Origin of the sequence: Listeria farberi (assembly GCF_014229245.1) — a bacterium.
Lineage (GTDB): Bacteria > Bacillota > Bacilli > Lactobacillales > Listeriaceae > Listeria > Listeria farberi.
In genome coordinates, this window is record NZ_JAARZJ010000007.1 from 154,656 (window position 1) to 168,881 (window position 14,226).

General features: G+C 33.6%; 20 protein-coding genes and 1 pseudogene. 9 read left to right on the forward strand and 12 right to left on the reverse strand.

The genetic code is table 11. The features are described 5' to 3' along the window. Window positions 1–8: 8 nt before the first annotated feature. Window positions 9–929, reverse strand: a complete 921-nt coding sequence (locus HCB45_RS08120; protein ID WP_185619515.1) for an alpha/beta fold hydrolase — start codon at window positions 927–929, stop codon at window positions 9–11. Between the two features lie 188 nt (window positions 930–1,117). Between HCB45_RS08120 and HCB45_RS08125 the strand changes: the two genes are divergently transcribed. Then, complete coding sequence (locus tag HCB45_RS08125; protein WP_185619517.1) at window positions 1,118–1,582, forward strand: hypothetical protein; 465 nt, start codon at window positions 1,118–1,120, stop codon at window positions 1,580–1,582. A 46-nt stretch (window positions 1,583–1,628) separates the two neighbouring features. Here the strand turns inward: HCB45_RS08125 and HCB45_RS08130 are convergent, their stop codons facing one another. Both HCB45_RS08130 and HCB45_RS08135 read right to left on the reverse strand, forming a co-directional pair. After that, window positions 1,629–2,081 carry an NUDIX hydrolase gene (locus HCB45_RS08130; protein WP_185619519.1) on the reverse strand — a complete coding sequence of 151 codons (453 nt, stop codon included), beginning with the start codon at window positions 2,079–2,081 and terminating at the stop codon, window positions 1,629–1,631. Window positions 2,082–2,106: 25 nt separating this feature from the next. After that, window positions 2,107–2,241 (reverse strand): annotated as a pseudogene (locus HCB45_RS08135) (GntR family transcriptional regulator); the annotation flags it as partial. A 150-nt stretch (window positions 2,242–2,391) separates the two neighbouring features. Between HCB45_RS08135 and HCB45_RS08140 the strand changes: the two are divergent. The 3 genes from HCB45_RS08140 (at window position 2,392) to HCB45_RS08150 (ending at window position 3,963) form a co-directional block, all read left to right on the forward strand. After that, the gene (locus HCB45_RS08140) at window positions 2,392–2,529 is read left to right on the forward strand and encodes a hypothetical protein (RefSeq protein WP_185318606.1); all 138 of its coding nucleotides are present in this window, start codon (window positions 2,392–2,394) and stop codon (window positions 2,527–2,529) included. Window positions 2,530–2,856: 327 nt separating this feature from the next. After that, window positions 2,857–3,702: a YitT family protein gene (locus HCB45_RS08145; RefSeq protein ID WP_185318605.1), complete on the forward strand. Its 846-nt coding sequence runs from the start codon at window positions 2,857–2,859 to the stop codon at window positions 3,700–3,702. A 66-nt stretch (window positions 3,703–3,768) separates the two neighbouring features. After that, a complete protein-coding gene (locus HCB45_RS08150) occupies window positions 3,769–3,963 on the forward strand; it encodes a hypothetical protein (protein ID WP_185318604.1) in 195 nt (64 codons plus the stop codon). Window positions 3,964–4,009: 46 nt separating this feature from the next. Here HCB45_RS08150 and HCB45_RS08155 read toward each other — a convergent pair whose 3' ends face one another. Next, window positions 4,010–4,669, reverse strand: coding sequence for a Crp/Fnr family transcriptional regulator (locus HCB45_RS08155; RefSeq protein ID WP_185318603.1), 660 nt, complete (start codon window positions 4,667–4,669; stop codon window positions 4,010–4,012). Between the two features lie 197 nt (window positions 4,670–4,866). On the opposite strand from HCB45_RS08155, the gene HCB45_RS08160 reads away from it, so the two are divergent. Beyond that, window positions 4,867–6,072 (forward strand): MFS transporter, encoded by a 1,206-nt coding sequence (locus HCB45_RS08160; RefSeq protein WP_185619521.1) that lies wholly within the window; start codon window positions 4,867–4,869, stop codon window positions 6,070–6,072. Next, window positions 6,069–6,314 (forward strand): hypothetical protein, encoded by a 246-nt coding sequence (locus tag HCB45_RS08165; RefSeq protein WP_185607717.1) that lies wholly within the window; start codon window positions 6,069–6,071, stop codon window positions 6,312–6,314. The genes HCB45_RS08160 and HCB45_RS08165 overlap by 4 nt, the downstream gene beginning before the upstream one ends. Window positions 6,315–6,353: 39 nt before the next feature. Here the strand turns inward: HCB45_RS08165 and HCB45_RS08170 are convergent, their stop codons facing one another. The 3 genes from HCB45_RS08170 to dbpA form a co-directional block, all read right to left on the reverse strand. Continuing rightward, entirely contained in the window at window positions 6,354–6,830 is a 477-nt protein-coding gene (locus tag HCB45_RS08170; RefSeq protein WP_185619523.1) for an NUDIX hydrolase, read from the reverse strand. Window positions 6,831–6,995: 165 nt separating this feature from the next. Next, window positions 6,996–7,259, reverse strand: a complete 264-nt coding sequence (locus HCB45_RS08175) for a DUF3116 family protein (protein ID WP_185318599.1) — start codon at window positions 7,257–7,259, stop codon at window positions 6,996–6,998. A gap of 23 nt (window positions 7,260–7,282) precedes the next feature. Then, window positions 7,283–8,695, reverse strand: a complete 1,413-nt coding sequence (gene dbpA / locus HCB45_RS08180; RefSeq protein ID WP_185619525.1) for an ATP-dependent RNA helicase DbpA — start codon at window positions 8,693–8,695, stop codon at window positions 7,283–7,285. 123 nt (window positions 8,696–8,818) lie between these two features. Between dbpA and HCB45_RS08185 the strand changes: the two genes are divergently transcribed. Next, window positions 8,819–9,079, forward strand: coding sequence for a hypothetical protein (locus tag HCB45_RS08185; protein WP_185318597.1), 261 nt, complete (start codon window positions 8,819–8,821; stop codon window positions 9,077–9,079). A gap of 30 nt (window positions 9,080–9,109) precedes the next feature. Here HCB45_RS08185 and HCB45_RS08190 read toward each other — a convergent pair whose 3' ends face one another. Further along, window positions 9,110–9,709 carry a histidine phosphatase family protein gene (locus tag HCB45_RS08190; protein WP_185318596.1) on the reverse strand — a complete coding sequence of 200 codons (600 nt, stop codon included), beginning with the start codon at window positions 9,707–9,709 and terminating at the stop codon, window positions 9,110–9,112. 164 nt (window positions 9,710–9,873) lie between these two features. Here HCB45_RS08190 and HCB45_RS08195 point away from each other — a divergent pair, with 164 nt between their 5' ends. Together HCB45_RS08195 and HCB45_RS08200 are read left to right on the forward strand one after the other, a co-directional pair. Then, complete coding sequence (locus HCB45_RS08195; RefSeq protein ID WP_185619527.1) at window positions 9,874–10,269, forward strand: VOC family protein; 396 nt, start codon at window positions 9,874–9,876, stop codon at window positions 10,267–10,269. Window positions 10,270–10,385: 116 nt separating this feature from the next. Continuing rightward, window positions 10,386–10,979: a YdeI/OmpD-associated family protein gene (locus HCB45_RS08200; protein WP_185619529.1), complete on the forward strand. Its 594-nt coding sequence runs from the start codon at window positions 10,386–10,388 to the stop codon at window positions 10,977–10,979. A gap of 42 nt (window positions 10,980–11,021) precedes the next feature. Here the strand turns inward: HCB45_RS08200 and HCB45_RS08205 are convergent, their stop codons facing one another. From HCB45_RS08205 to HCB45_RS08220, 4 genes are all read right to left on the reverse strand, one after another. Beyond that, complete coding sequence (locus HCB45_RS08205) at window positions 11,022–12,380, reverse strand: DUF1254 domain-containing protein (RefSeq protein ID WP_185619531.1); 1,359 nt, start codon at window positions 12,378–12,380, stop codon at window positions 11,022–11,024. Window positions 12,381–12,519: 139 nt separating this feature from the next. Next, window positions 12,520–12,975 carry an SUKH-3 domain-containing protein gene (locus HCB45_RS08210; RefSeq protein WP_185318592.1) on the reverse strand — a complete coding sequence of 152 codons (456 nt, stop codon included), beginning with the start codon at window positions 12,973–12,975 and terminating at the stop codon, window positions 12,520–12,522. Window positions 12,976–13,211: 236 nt separating this feature from the next. Then, entirely contained in the window at window positions 13,212–13,658 is a 447-nt protein-coding gene (locus HCB45_RS08215) for a hypothetical protein (protein ID WP_185619532.1), read from the reverse strand. Window positions 13,659–13,725: 67 nt separating this feature from the next. Beyond that, on the reverse strand, window positions 13,726–14,226 hold a 501-nt coding region (locus HCB45_RS08220; protein WP_185619534.1), incomplete at its 5' end, for a hypothetical protein.

Sequence of the window (14,226 nt, forward strand, 5' to 3'; positions counted from 1 at the left end):
CCTATTGGTTAGGCCTCCTTGTTTTTTGTATTCAACCAAGCAATTACATCTTTAAAAACAGTTTCTTTACATAATTCATTGACAAGTTCATGACGCGCATCTTCGTATATTTTATAGGTAACATCTTCCACTCCAGCTGCTTCTAAAGCTAAAGCGATTTTAGGTGTATCTTTCCCAAAATGCCCTACTGGATCATTACTACCTGACAGTAATAAAATAGGTAAATCTTTCGGTACACTTTCGATAGTTTGTTTTTGCTGGCTTATTTTAACTGCTTCAAAAAGATTATGGAAAAATCCGCTCGTTCCGACTACTGGCCCACAAAACGGGTCTTTCTCATAAGCTTCATAAATCGCTACATCACGTGAAAGCCAACTGAAGCGATGATTTTCATTAAACGGCTTATTATATCCCCAAAATGCTAATTTATTTAGAAATCCGCTTCGTTTCATTTCATCTTTTTTTACCCGGTGTTTCGTTATAATTTGTCCCATTTTTAGTAACGGAATTGGTTGTAACCCGCTTCCGCTAAGTATTACTCCGTCAACTTGATGTTGCGCCATAAAAGTGCGGATGACGAAACTTCCCATACTGTGTGCGAAAATAAAATAAGGCCGTACGGGGTAAGTTTCTTTTAAATAAGTTCGAACAACTACTTCATCTTGTATCATATTTTGAAAACCTGTTTCACCGTCTAAATGACCCAAATAACTTTCATCTATAGCTGATTTTCCAAACCCACGATGATCGTCTGCTACTACAATATATCCCGCTTCATTCAAACGTTCAGCAAACAAGCCATATCTAGCCCCGTGCTCTGCCATGCCGTGAACAATTTGAACTACACCAACTGGATTTTTAACTTCATCCCATATATGTAAATGTAAATCTAACCCATCTGTCGCTTTTAATTTTATTTGTTTGTACATGTGTCTCCCTCCCATTTCATCTTAATATTAGTATAACATCTGGCACTTATTTTCACTATTTCACTGCCTTTTATTAGGACTTTTGTATAACTAGTTAAAAAGTTACAGTTCCAACTATTCATTTATTCTAACTTGATTGTTCAGATAATCACAATATGCTATAATAAACCCATAAGGAGATGACACACATGGATAACTGTTTAGCGCAATTACAAATGTATGATTATTTACTAAAAAAATACCGTAACAAAGAGGTTTTCCCCGATACGCGAATGATTGTTGAAATCGATGGAAAACTTTGGACAGGTGACTTCCTCCAACTTGATGACTGCCATATCATTGAGATTGACTGGGAAGATACTCGTTTTACAAGAATTGAACGTACAAAAGAGGCTATCAATGATGAATTTAATGAAAAAGTAACGAACTCCAATGTGAATGTTAGTGAAAACCGCATTGATTCAAAAATTGGTAGTCTAAAAAATATTGAAATTCTGTATCAAGAAATTGGTAATTTTGTTCGCCAAGTCGAAAGCTCTACAACGACTTTAAAACCTTTACTATACAACGCATATTGCTTAGACACACGTGTTAAATTACCATTTTTAGACCTTAGCAAAAAAGAAATTACATTAGTATCTTTGACTAATTAAATGAACCCCCGCGAAACTTAAATTTCGCGGGGTATTTTTATGTTGTTTATTGAATGTGTTTTATAAGATCACTTGAAAGTTGAGTTAGTTCTGTTTGGAGGAATTTTGGCAATATTTCTATCTCACTCATCTTGTCTATTTCACACCATTTAAAATTCAGCTCGTAACCTGTCTCCCCTCTCTGCCCATATTGTTCTATTTTTGTAAACGTCGAAAGTTCTAACAGTGCGCTATTTGGATATAACTCCACAATATAATAAAACTCAATACTATCAATTTCCTCGCCATGATATACAAAGCGATTTTCCGCGATAATTTTTAAATCTCGAATAGTCACTTCTTCTCCAAGTTCTTCTCTCATTTCTCGCTGTAATCCTTCTTTAGTTAACTCATTTTCAACGGCACCACCCGGCAAAGTCCAATAATTTTCATTTTTAGTTGTGTGGAGTAAAATTTTGTTTTGATGCCTGATAATCGCTGCTACTCTTATATGTTTCATAGTCTCTCTCCTACAACTAAGACTTTGTTTCACGGGACACCGAAAAACGTTTGGCCAGGACATTTTCACTTGGAAGTAGTGTGTTTGCTGGATAAACGCCGGATGTAATATCTTGCTCTAGTTCTAAATAAATGTCAAAAAACTTATTTTTTTTATTCAAATTAACTCACACAACGCTATTGTAGCATATTTGCAGTTAAATGTAACCGAAATTTGCTAGTCCGCTTTATTACCAAAATCACGTGAAATTTGTTACACTAATAATAGTAAGATTTGTTCTTGTGTTTTGATTTAAGAGGAGGTATTTTCTATGACTAAAGTTATTTTAACTATTATCGCAATTATCGTTCCAGCATTTCTTGGATTTTTATTTGCTTATCAAATTTATAAGAAAAAAACTGCCACTTATATGCCATTAAGAAATGAATTTGTTCACTGGGCAAAGTAAACATCTATTAGGGAGGAAATCAAGATGAAAAAAACAGAAAGTGAAAAACCGCTTGTCATAAAAATTGTTATTAGTGTTCTTGTTGGTTTATTTTTACTTAATTTAATGCCATTCTTAGCAATCTTCGGTTAATTTTTTACTTAATAGTGCTTGAAGCAGCTTATTTTTTATGGTATATTGTAAATTGTGTTGAAATGAATAGCAATTTTTTATGGTGAGACAATTAATGACAGAGATGTCAGTTAATGCTTTTTTTATAAAAAGACTCCAGAGTGCCGGTTTTGCGGTGTTCTTGGGTCTTTTTTTGTGTGGAAAGGAGAAATGGATATGAATAATAAAACTGGTTGGAACATCGCAAAAATTATTGTTGGAGCACTTATTTTTTCGCTCGCTGTCAATGTTTTTGCAATCCCTAATAATCTTGGGGAAGGCGGCGTTACGGGGTTAACGATGATGCTTTACTACTTGCTTGGTTGGACTCCAGCGATTACGACGTTTATTTTTAATGGTATCTTACTTGTTATTGGTTATAAGTTTTTGGATCGCATGACGATTGTTTGGACGATTGTCGCGATTAGTTTCACTTCGCTATTCTTGCATTTTTCTGAACCACTTGCTTTTGTTGCAAGCCAATCTATCGTGGCAGCCATTTTTGCTGGCTTAATGATGGGAATTGGTATGGGGCTCATTATGAACGGCGGCGGAACTACTGCTGGAAGTGCTATTTTAGCAAAAATAGCGAATAAATATTTAGGTTGGAATACTAGTTATGCGCTCTTATTTTTTGATTTAATTGTCGTTATCCCTTCTGTTTTTGTTATTGGTTTTGAGAACATGCTATTTACAGTAGTTTCGCTTTATATTTCTACTAAAGTACTTGATTTCATTCTGGAAGGTTATAATCCTAAAAAATCTGTTACAATTATTTCTGACTACTATGAGGAAATTGCCACAGAAATTGATGCGAATTTGGAACGAGGCATTACCCTTTTCAATGGTCAAGGATTCTATATGCGTCAAGATAAAAAAATCCTTTATATTGTAATTAGTCGTGATCAACTTCTCCCACTAACAAAAATCGTGAATAAATATGACGAAAAAGCTTTCTTTATTATTAATGACGTGCAAAGTGTTGTCGGGGAAGGATTCACAAAACAAATTACAAGCGAGTGATGTTGTTTTGTGAAACTTATGTTACAATAATGTGGAAATTATTTTTAATGTAAGTGAGGCGTCCTTATGAAAATATCTAAACCGGCATATATTGGTTTACTTGTTGTTGGCTTGGTTTTTGTTTTTTTAGGACTATCTAATATCGGAATTTCTATTTTTTGGGATTTTAACGACTTAGAAAATTTGCTGGTTGGCTCTTTGCTAATCATCATTGGACTTATTACACTTAGAGTTCGATATACACTTAAAAAAAGAGGATAGAAAAGCACTGCAAATATTGATTGCAGTGCTTTTCTGCTGTTACCTCTTAAAAAATGACATTTTCTTGAATAACATTTAATTTTTTAATGATAATATAACGGTTTTGCATAGTAATAACGCCTTCTTTTTTTAATTGTTGAAAAATCCGATTGACACTACTTGCTGAATTTATCCCGCAAAAGTGACCAATTTCTTCATTACTCACTAAAAAATCTATCAAAAATTGATCTTTTTCTATTTCCACCCCGAAAAGTGTATAGAGCTCGTATAACTGTGTACAAATTGCACCAAGTTTACCGTTCATCAGCATTTGCTGCATTTTTTTGATTGATTGTAAAAGTCTTGTGCGATAGTAATCTTTAACATAGATTTGCAAATCGACGTCACAGTTTACATCCTTCCAAAAACGTACTCGGTCAACTTGATATAGTTCCGCTGTATCTGATTCCACACGAATATTAAACGGTGCATTAGCAAATTGAGAGTACTCATCTTTTAAAAGGGAAATAATGTCCATTTTATTAATGTAGTTTAAATTAAATTCCCTGCCATCCCTTGAGATAATACTCGTTTTAATAATCCCTTTTTTAAGTATGTACACATAAGAATCTTCAAGTCCCTCGTAAGTTAAATATTTGCGTTTTCCCCTTGTAATAACTGGAAAATCATTTGTGCTTACATAATTATTAAGAATATTTTGTTTCATGTTCTTAACCTCCTTTTTGTCATTCCAGTTAAAGCATATTAATCATACAAAATACTATTCCCTATTTTTTCAACATATGTTATACAAATTTGTATATATCAGAAATAATTACCAAATTAAAAAGTATCCTCTTGAGATTTCGCCTATAATACTCTTTGTCGCTGAGATAAATTATACGTAGGAAGGGATTTTAATTTATGAAAGAAAAATTATTTAATAAGGGCTTTGTTTTAATAACGTTGATTAACTTTGTCGTTTATCTTGTGTATTATTTGCTGATGGTGATTATCGCCGTCATTGCCCAAGAAGAGCTCGGTGCATCACTCGGAGAAGCGGGTTTTGCTTCCGGTATTTATATTATCGGTACACTCCTTGCGAGACTTTACATGGGGAAAAAGCTCGAGCTATTTGGTCGTAAACAGGTATTAAGGTTTGGTATTTTATTTTTCCTAGTAACGACATTGGCTTACTTATATATGCCGACAATTACAGTTATGTTCATTATTCGTTTTTTAAATGGATTTGCATACGGAACTACTTCCACTGCAACAAACGCGATTGTCACTGCTTATATTCCTAATTCTAGAAACGGAGAAGGTATTAATTATTATGGCCTTAGCACAAGTCTTGCTGCTGCCATTGGTCCATTTATTGGAATGATTTTATTAAGCAAAACAAGCTTTTATACAATTATTATTTTTTCCACTGCAATTGTCTTATTAACTACAATACTTTGTTTCTATCTGCCAGTAAAAAATATTATTTTAACGAAAGAACATCAAAAAGTATTACAAACTTGGACTGTTAAAAGTTTTATCGAAACAAAAGTTATTCCAATTACTTTCATTGCCTTTTTAATGGGGATTTCTTATTCAAGCGTACTTACCTTTCTTGCTTCGTATGCGAGAGAAATTAATTTAGTTAGCGCTGGCACCTTTTTCTTTGTTGTTTATGCGCTAGTTATTACATTCACCAGGCCTATGTCGGGGAAACTATTTGATGCAAAAGGTGAAAAATATGTCATGTATCCTAGTTATCTCTTTTTAACTGTTGGTTTAGTTGTGCTTAGTACTGCGACCTCAAGTCTAGTTTTACTTATTTCAGGTGGATTAATTGGTTTAGGTTATGGAACGTTTATGTCGAATGGACAGGCTGTTTGTTTGAAAGTTTGTGAACCCCACCGTATTGGCATTGGTTTATCTACTTACTTTATTGGGCTCGATTTAGGCCTTGGTATCGGACCTTATATTATGGGGGAAATTCATCATGTTCTTTCATTCCAAGGGATTTACATTATCGCTGGTGCTATCGCATTTGTCTGCGTATTTATTTACATGTTTTTATCCAGAAAAAAAGTGTCCAGTGGCGCGCATGAACAACTAAAAGGGAGCGAAGAATTATGAATAAATTATTACTCATAACCGCAGCAGGTTATATCGTAGGAGTGAGAGCGATTGAAAATGAAAAAAATCATTCTATTTTGCTTAGCGATGTTTATATTAATAATCCCTCGCAGCGATTGATTGATCATTTTGAAAGTCTAGAAATTGCTAAAGAACAAATTATCGGACATAAAAAATTATCTGCCGATGATGCACAAAATTTAATTAGTAGATGGGAAGCTACTTATTTTACAACATCTTGATAATAAGTAGAAGCATTGCGCAAATTCGCAATGCTTTTTTTATAAGACTTGATGGCTAATATGTAGTAACCTATTTTCGTGGTATTTTGTTGTAACTTCTATTCTTGTTAAATCATTCGGAACATGCTTGATAAGATAAGGCAGATTGTTCACTACACCTGTATTTTCTTGATTAAGTATCCATGATATCTTTTTAAAGTCGAGAATTCCTTCTGCAGTTGCCACCGGGGTTTGATATACAAAATCATCTTTTAGTTTAGCAACAAACAAATGCATGCCACCAAGGTTCTCCCCTTCTACAAACCATTTCATTTCACCAATATCACGTATTTCGTAGTCAGTTGCTTTAATTCCTGTCTCTTCTTTGATTTCACGCTTGATAGATTCCATGAGTGATTCTCCGGGCTCTATTTTTCCACCCACGCCATTCCAACTTCCCATCCACGGAGACTTTTGTCTATTTAACAATAAAATTTCATCTGTTCTTTGGATGAAACAGAGCGTGTATTTGTACATAATATAACCTTCTTTTTTCGTTTTTATTAGTATAGCATACTTAATGACATAAAAAATAACAGCATCCGCGTTTAGGTTGGGAAACGGATGCTGCCAGGTGAGATATTTCATTGAAAAAAGGTTACTCTTAATATACCGAATAAATATGAAAAAAGTATGAACAAACTAAGAAAGTTCATTTTTAATTTTTTGAAGTAAAAGATTGCCTTGATGTGTCATACTATAATACTTCTGCTGATTATTATTTTCGTCACGTATGATAAATCCATGAAATTCAAGCCAGTAAGTACAGTATAACAAATCATTTCTCGTAGCATCGCCAACAATATTATTTTGCAGAAAATTGATGGTTAACGATTTTATATTATATATAGGATTTTTAACAACTTCTAACACCATTACAATAAGCTGATTATCTGGCCTTTCCATTGTTTGACCTTCTTTTCTTTTAATTATCGTTTTCTTGCTTCGTTTACTTTGAGACGCCTACCCTTCACTTTTCGTGAACGCATCATTTCAAGGACTGCTGGGCCTTTTCCGTTTAGAATTTCGACAAAGGAGACATGGTCTTCAATCGTAATAATACCAATATCTTCCGCTGTAATCCCTTCTAACTTAGAAATGGTTCCAACAAAATCTACTGCACGAATTTTTTTCTTTTTACCACCATTAAAATAAAGTTTCATAATGTTTTTATTTAGTTTTTCACCGCGAGCTTTCTTTATTGTTGGGCGCTTTTGTTGTTTTTTATGGAAAGCTTCTTCATTTGCTTTTACTTCGATGATAGTTGGTTTCCTCTTTTTCTCAATCGTAATATTTAGCATTTCTTCTATATCACGAAGAAGCGGATTTTCATTCGTTTTAACAAAACTGATGGCTTTTCCGCTATTTCCAGCTCGCCCTGTTCGTCCGATTCGATGCACGTAGTTCTCTTTTTCAATTGGTAAATCGTAATTAATTACAAGTGAGACATTATCAACATCAATTCCTCGGCCGGCTACATCTGTCGCAATTAAAAAACGCGATTTGCCGCTTTTGAAGTCATCCATAGCGCGGAAACGATCTTCCTGTCTTAAACCACCATGAATTTTACTAACACTCAATTCGAGTAAATCGGTGAGTTCATCCACTTGATTTTTCGTATTACAAAAAATAATTGCACTATCAGGGTTTTCAGTAATTAAAACTTCTTTTAAAGTTTTTTCTTTATTATCCGTTTGCATTTCCACATGGAAAATGGGGTTTGTTTTTTCAGATGCCATTTCAATTACCATCGGATTGTTTTGGTACCGTTTGATTAAATCTTGCATTTCTTCTGGAAGTGTCGCAGAGAAAAATAAGTTTTGGCGCTGTTTTGGTAAACGACTAAGAATATCCTCTACTTGGTCAATAAAGCCCATGCTTAACATTTCGTCTACTTCATCTAAAACTAAATGGACTACTTTGTCGACATTAAGTGAGCCTTTTTCGATATGATCCAGTAATCGTCCCGGGGTTCCAACAACAATATGGTTTTTTTGACTTAATTCTAATTTTTGTTTAGCAAAAGGTGATTGTCCATATATTGCTGCTGCTTTAATTCGTTTAAATCGTCCAATATTGGTACATTCTGTCTTAACCTGCATTGCAAGTTCTCTCGTTGGTACAATGATTAAAGCTTGAGGCTTGTTTTCCTCCCAAACGACTTGTTCTGCAATTGGAATAGCGAAGGCTGCAGTTTTCCCACTACCAGTTTGTGATTTTGCAACAATATCTTCTCCTGTTAATGCAACTGGAATTACTGCTTTTTGAACAGGGGTAGCATCTTTATATCCTAGTTCAATAATGGCTCTTTTAATTTCTTCACTTAATTTTAAATTATTCATGTCAGTCCTCATTTCCTCATATCATCATACCATATTTTTTCACAAATGACGGAACGAATTGTTTGTACTTCGCTCTTACTTCCTTTAAAATAAACTATAAGCCCCCAAAATAAGGAGGAAACAATGAATTTAGATGATTTGAAGAATAAAGTTACTGAGTCCCTGCCCCTGGAAAATCTAGGAACACTGACAGAAGAGGCAACAAACAAAGCATCTGAGCTTGGCGAACAAGCAAGTAATGTGACAGAGGATCTACAAAATGAAGCAACTAATTTAACAGAAAATTTACAAGATAAAGCAAGTGGACTAACAGAAAATTTGCAAGATACCGCTAATGAATTAACGGGTGGGTTTTTAGATAAAATAAAGAATTTATTTCAATAAGAAAAAAGCACTCATTTTTGAGTGCTTTTTTTATCTTGTGCTTTCTATATGAGTTCCTTTAGCAAAATCATGATTGATAAAATTAACTAACGTAAATTGGCCATTTTCATATTCAAATTTTAAAATACAGCAGTTTTTCAGTCCGGTTACTTTACCAATTCTGCTTGTTTTTTCCCAGTAGCGAGCAAATTGAGCACAAGCGGCTCCGTGTGATACAGCGAGAACACTATCATGGTTATCTTGCATCATAATGCTTTCCATTGTCTCCACTAAACGTTCTCTAAATGTTACTTCTCGCTCGCCTCCAAACGTTGCAAAAAAGTCACCATATGGTAACGGTGGATTTAAGTCTTCGCTTTCCCCTTCAAAAGTACCGAAATTCCATTCTTTTAATCCTTTTAGACGAGTGTATTCTTTTGTCGTAACAAGCTCTAAAGTGTCGCATGCACGCTCTGAAGTGGAACTATAAGCTTTGTCAAATATAATATTATTTTCTTTAAAGTAGCTTCCCGCTATTTTTGCTTGTTTAATACCTAGCTCTGTAAGTGGTGCATCGCAAAATCCTTGAATTTTTTTGCGCTGGTTAAATAAAGTTTGACCATGACGCATTAAATACATTGTTTTTTTCATGTAAATTCCCCCGTATCTATATCTTATTACAAGTCTATCACCTTGGAGTAGCTTCAAGTCAAGTAATAATTAGCTTAATTTTTCCTCTTTTTCATCGTATCTGCTATAATAAATACACCAAAATGAATAGAACTCTAGCGAATAAAAATCGAGGAGGAATTCAAATGACGTTAAATGTTTACTTGAATTTTAGAACACAATCCAGAGATGCTATCGCGTTTTATGAAGAAATTTTTGGAACAAAGTGTACAGATTTGATGACTTATGGGGAAATTGAGACAATAGAAGATTCGCTAAAAGACTTAGTTATGAATGCAAGTTTAGTACTTGACGGAGTAAAAGTAATGTTCTCTGATGTACCAAAGTCTATGCCACTTACTTTTGGAGACAATATCACACTCGTTATCGATACAACGGATGAAATAAAACTAACGAAACAATTCCATCAACTTGCAGAAGGTGGCAATATTATCATGCCACTTGGAAAAACATTTTGGTCAGAAAAATACGGTCAAGTTACTGATAAGTTTGGTATTGGTTGGCAACTTAATTTGTCCTAAAAGTAAGAGAACTGGGATAAGTTTCAGGTTCTTTCTTTAAGTCATTTTGTCCTTGAAAAGCTCATTTGCACGAGGTAAAACAACACATATTTAAGATTAGAAAAGAGGTATTCTTTATGGCAAAAACAGATTTAAATCCCAAAGTAGATTCGTTTCTTAATAAGCCTTCTACCTGGCAAGACGAATTCAAAGCATTAAGAGAAATAGCAATCACGTTTGAACTAGAGGAAGAATTTAAATGGGGAAAACCTTGTTATGCTATAGACGGGGGAAATGTTTTCTTAATCCATGGCTTTAAAAACTACTGCGCCCTATTATTTATGAAAGGTGCTCTTCTTCGTGATCCGGACAATATTTTAGTGCAACAAACAGAAAATGTGCAAGCTGCTAGACAAATCCGTTTCACAAATTTGCAAGAAATCCTTGATCAAAAAGAAATTTTAAAAAAATATATTCAAAACGCAATCGAAGTTGAAAAAGCTGGTTTAGAAGTGGAACTTAAGCCAAGAGCAGAAACGCCTATTCCAGAAGAGTTACTTGTGAAGTTTGAGGAATTGCCTGCTCTACAAACAGCTTTTGAAGCTTTAACTCCTGGACGTCAAAAAGCGTACTTACTTTATTTTGCGGCTCCAAAGCAATCAAAAACGCGTGTTTCGCGCATTGAAAAATATGAAGCAACTATTTTAGACGGGCTAGGGTTGAATGATTAATAAAAACAGGCGCAACTTTTGATAGTTGCGCCTGTTTTTATTTTATTTAATTTCTTCAAAGTCAAATAGTTGCCAGCTGTTATCAAATGCTGGTTCAGTTGGTCCGTAAATCCGGAAATAGGTGAACCAATTGGCATCAGGAACCGTTTGAATCCAAGGAAGAGACTCGTCTTCTGGTGGATTTGGCCCAAAGTAAAGCGTTGTATTGCCGTCAGTATCGACTTCGAAAGTATCTTTAATGGAATTAAGTGCTGGCATAAATTGTTCGGTAACGATTTCTGAACGAGTATCCATATCATAAACCGTTACGGACCAGAAGATACTTGTTGGTACCGGTGTTGGCACTTTTAATTTATAATTTTTACCTCCATCCAGATAATTTCCTTCTCTGTCTTTCACCCCGAGCATATAAACAGAGCCAAAACCAACTTTATGCATAAACATCATATGGGTTTCGAGTGTCGCTTGATAGAACCAGCGCTCTCTTACAGGTAGATTTAAGTATGTTTTTTCATAAAAATCATTGTTTTCACCGTATACAGCCCACTCCCAGTTCTTCCCTGACCAAACGATTGCAGCTGGATCATCTGTATTGAAGGAATTTACAAACATCATTTTATCAGCTTTTTCAGCAGCTTCAATTAGCAATGCCTTTTTCTCTGAATCTGGTTTAAATTCTTTATTTGGTGCTAAACCAATTGCTTTTAATAGACCGTACATTTGATAGTATTCTGGGTCTGTGGCATCATTATCGAGTGCCCATTTAATTACTTCCCAATAATCGAATTTTCCTTCCACATAATAAGGTGTTGAAATTGCTTTACGATGAGAAAAATCATGGAATGTACTTATTGGATTATTTTTTTCTTCTTTTAGTGGATAAAATTTCACTGTTTTTAATAATTCAAATGCCTTTTCATAATCGCTTGCTTGATGAACCATTGCTCGCAGACATATCAAAAATCTAAAACTAGATGGTTTTCGAACTATGTACCCTTCTGGAATATCTCCATCATAATTAGGAGGAAGAAATAAATATTTAGCGCCTTTTCCTTCTTCGTCACCAGTTAGGCCCATATTCGTAATGAACTTAAAATTAATATCATCGGCTACACCGACTATTGCGCCTGAAGGTAATTCAATGACAACTGGACCATTTTCTGTGTTTCCTGTTCCAAGACAATACGGGGTATCTGAATTTTGTGTCAATACATTTAAGTCAGGAGTTGTAAGTTGAATAATAAAGTCGTGATTCTCGGTAATTCCTAAATCATGTAATGCTTTAAAATTGGATACATTGGAAACTGTCGGATAAAAGAACCGATATGCTTCCACAGCTCGATTTAAAAACCCTTCTTTTCTTATCGCTTCTACTTTACTCTCAGGTAGCATTTTTTTCATGTAAAAAGCCTCCTTCTATTATCTTTTAGAACACTTAACTAATACCCTTATTTTTGGAAGTTAAAGCATAAAATAAAAACCTCCTTTGAAAAGGGAGGCTGTAGAAAGATATTTTTAAAATAAATACTAATCATTTTAACTAAATTAGAGTAATGAACTTATGACCTTTAAATAAGTTCAACAGACCTTTTTCGACAGTATCACCTATCAAGCAAAAATAATTATCATAACCACCGTATAAACCACCGGATTTAGAGACAAAGAAGACCATATGCTCTGAAAACCCTATCCCTACAGGACACAGTTGACTTCTGATTATCTTCTCATAATATTCACTTACCCACTTAGGATCTAGCCATGCTAAAGGTTTAACGGGATTAAATTCTGAAATATCTGTTTCATTACTATCAGAATAAGCTTCATGTATTATCGTCAATCCACCTAAAATATGGAAAAACTTTTCTGCGCTTGCATTCAAATAATAGTTTTTTTCTTCTAGAAGGCAACGATAGTTATCAATGTTTATAAATCTGTCTGGATACCACCCATTTTGGATTAGTATTTTAATTATTCGCTCATCAAATGTATAATTCATAAGGTTATCCTTTCATAACCGCGCCATTGTGGCTTTAGCACATTTTATTTTTTTACAATTAATTCTCCATCTGTTTTTCCGTCCTATTGCATTAGAAATTATCCGCCCTTACTTTTTAATTTTACTGGCAGAAATTTTGCATTATCAAGTAAAAAATAACTATATTTTGTTTTTCAGATTTTGATGATATATTTTACATCTTTTGCTTCACAAATCATTTTAAATTATTATTCTACTTATTTTAGTACTTTCTCCAAAAAAATCCTAAACTGCTCGCAATATTTAGCATTAATTTCTAGTAATAATGATAAATAAAGTTCAATAAGAATATAACTTTCATTATTCTTAGATGCCTCAAAACTTTTTTCATATAAACTAGAGACGATTGCACGCAAAATATTTTTTCTTAACAAATTTTCTTCCGCATCATGTAGTTTCCATGCTCTAATTCTAACATCAGAAAAATCATCGCTAGTTATTTCCCCACAAAAATATTTACTGGGGTATTTTAATAAATTATCAATAATTAGAAAAAATTCTCTATCCATCATCCCAATTTCAAAATTTTGTTTCATAGTATATTGAAGATATTCCGCATAAAGTTGCACCAATTTTGCTGGAGGGTTTTTTTCAAGATTTACATTCTTTATAAGTATATCTAATTGAATTGCATCTGCCTTCATTTTAATTTCTCCTTGAATTCAAATATGCTTTGATTATCGCCTGATTCATATTGTGCTATTAGATTTATCACCGTTTCAAAAATAGCTGTCTAATTGGATTTAAAATATTGTCTTCTGCGTTTGAGTGATTCATATACTCATAGAAAATAGAGTTTGTGTTTTCACCTAATTTCTTTTCTTTTATGATGGGAATTAATGTATTATATATCCATGCTTCATTATTTAAGCTAAATGCCATGATTGAAAGTGTAGTGAATCTGTCCCTAATCCCAATTAAAAAGTTATTATCATAAACACGTGCTAATATAGAATTATAATCTGCCGTCATTCCGTATGCAATTGGGTAATAATATTCCATAATATTCTTTAAAATATTGTCTACTTTATAATCATCTTCTTCATCCTCTACTTGAAAAAAATAATTTCGTTCTAGCTCTCCGGCTGGAAGAATATTATAATTTCCAAAATAAACAGATTCTCTATTTTTCGATATAAAATATTTTTTAATGTTTGTTATTTCCATATTATATATATACATATTTACTTGAATATGATATAAACCTTTCCC

Excerpts from the sequence above, each read along its gene's own strand:
- HCB45_RS08175 (WP_185318599.1), bottom strand. The coding sequence starts at position 7,259 with ATGGAAAGGCCAGATAATCAGCTTATTGTAATGGTGTTAGAAGTTGTT.
- HCB45_RS08160 (WP_185619521.1), top strand. The coding sequence starts at position 4,867 with ATGAAAGAAAAATTATTTAATAAGGGCTTTGTTTTAATAACGTTGATT.
- HCB45_RS08120 (WP_185619515.1), bottom strand. The coding sequence starts at position 929 with ATGTACAAACAAATAAAATTAAAAGCGACAGATGGGTTAGATTTACAT.
- HCB45_RS08205 (WP_185619531.1), bottom strand. The coding sequence starts at position 12,380 with ATGAAAAAAATGCTACCTGAGAGTAAAGTAGAAGCGATAAGAAAAGAA.
- HCB45_RS08200 (WP_185619529.1), top strand. The coding sequence starts at position 10,386 with ATGGCAAAAACAGATTTAAATCCCAAAGTAGATTCGTTTCTTAATAAG.
- HCB45_RS08195 (WP_185619527.1), top strand. The coding sequence starts at position 9,874 with ATGACGTTAAATGTTTACTTGAATTTTAGAACACAATCCAGAGATGCT.
- HCB45_RS08155 (WP_185318603.1), bottom strand. The coding sequence starts at position 4,669 with ATGAAACAAAATATTCTTAATAATTATGTAAGCACAAATGATTTTCCA.
- HCB45_RS08165 (WP_185607717.1), top strand. The coding sequence starts at position 6,069 with ATGAATAAATTATTACTCATAACCGCAGCAGGTTATATCGTAGGAGTG.
- HCB45_RS08125 (WP_185619517.1), top strand. The coding sequence starts at position 1,118 with ATGGATAACTGTTTAGCGCAATTACAAATGTATGATTATTTACTAAAA.
- HCB45_RS08210 (WP_185318592.1), bottom strand. The coding sequence starts at position 12,975 with ATGAATTATACATTTGATGAGCGAATAATTAAAATACTAATCCAAAAT.
- HCB45_RS08130 (WP_185619519.1), bottom strand. The coding sequence starts at position 2,081 with ATGAAACATATAAGAGTAGCAGCGATTATCAGGCATCAAAACAAAATT.
- HCB45_RS08215 (WP_185619532.1), bottom strand. The coding sequence starts at position 13,658 with ATGAAGGCAGATGCAATTCAATTAGATATACTTATAAAGAATGTAAAT.
- HCB45_RS08150 (WP_185318604.1), top strand. The coding sequence starts at position 3,769 with ATGAAAATATCTAAACCGGCATATATTGGTTTACTTGTTGTTGGCTTG.
- HCB45_RS08170 (WP_185619523.1), bottom strand. The coding sequence starts at position 6,830 with ATGTACAAATACACGCTCTGTTTCATCCAAAGAACAGATGAAATTTTA.
- HCB45_RS08145 (WP_185318605.1), top strand. The coding sequence starts at position 2,857 with ATGAATAATAAAACTGGTTGGAACATCGCAAAAATTATTGTTGGAGCA.
- HCB45_RS08185 (WP_185318597.1), top strand. The coding sequence starts at position 8,819 with ATGAATTTAGATGATTTGAAGAATAAAGTTACTGAGTCCCTGCCCCTG.
- dbpA (WP_185619525.1), bottom strand. The coding sequence starts at position 8,695 with ATGAATAATTTAAAATTAAGTGAAGAAATTAAAAGAGCCATTATTGAA.
- HCB45_RS08140 (WP_185318606.1), top strand. The coding sequence starts at position 2,392 with ATGACTAAAGTTATTTTAACTATTATCGCAATTATCGTTCCAGCATTT.
- HCB45_RS08190 (WP_185318596.1), bottom strand. The coding sequence starts at position 9,709 with ATGAAAAAAACAATGTATTTAATGCGTCATGGTCAAACTTTATTTAAC.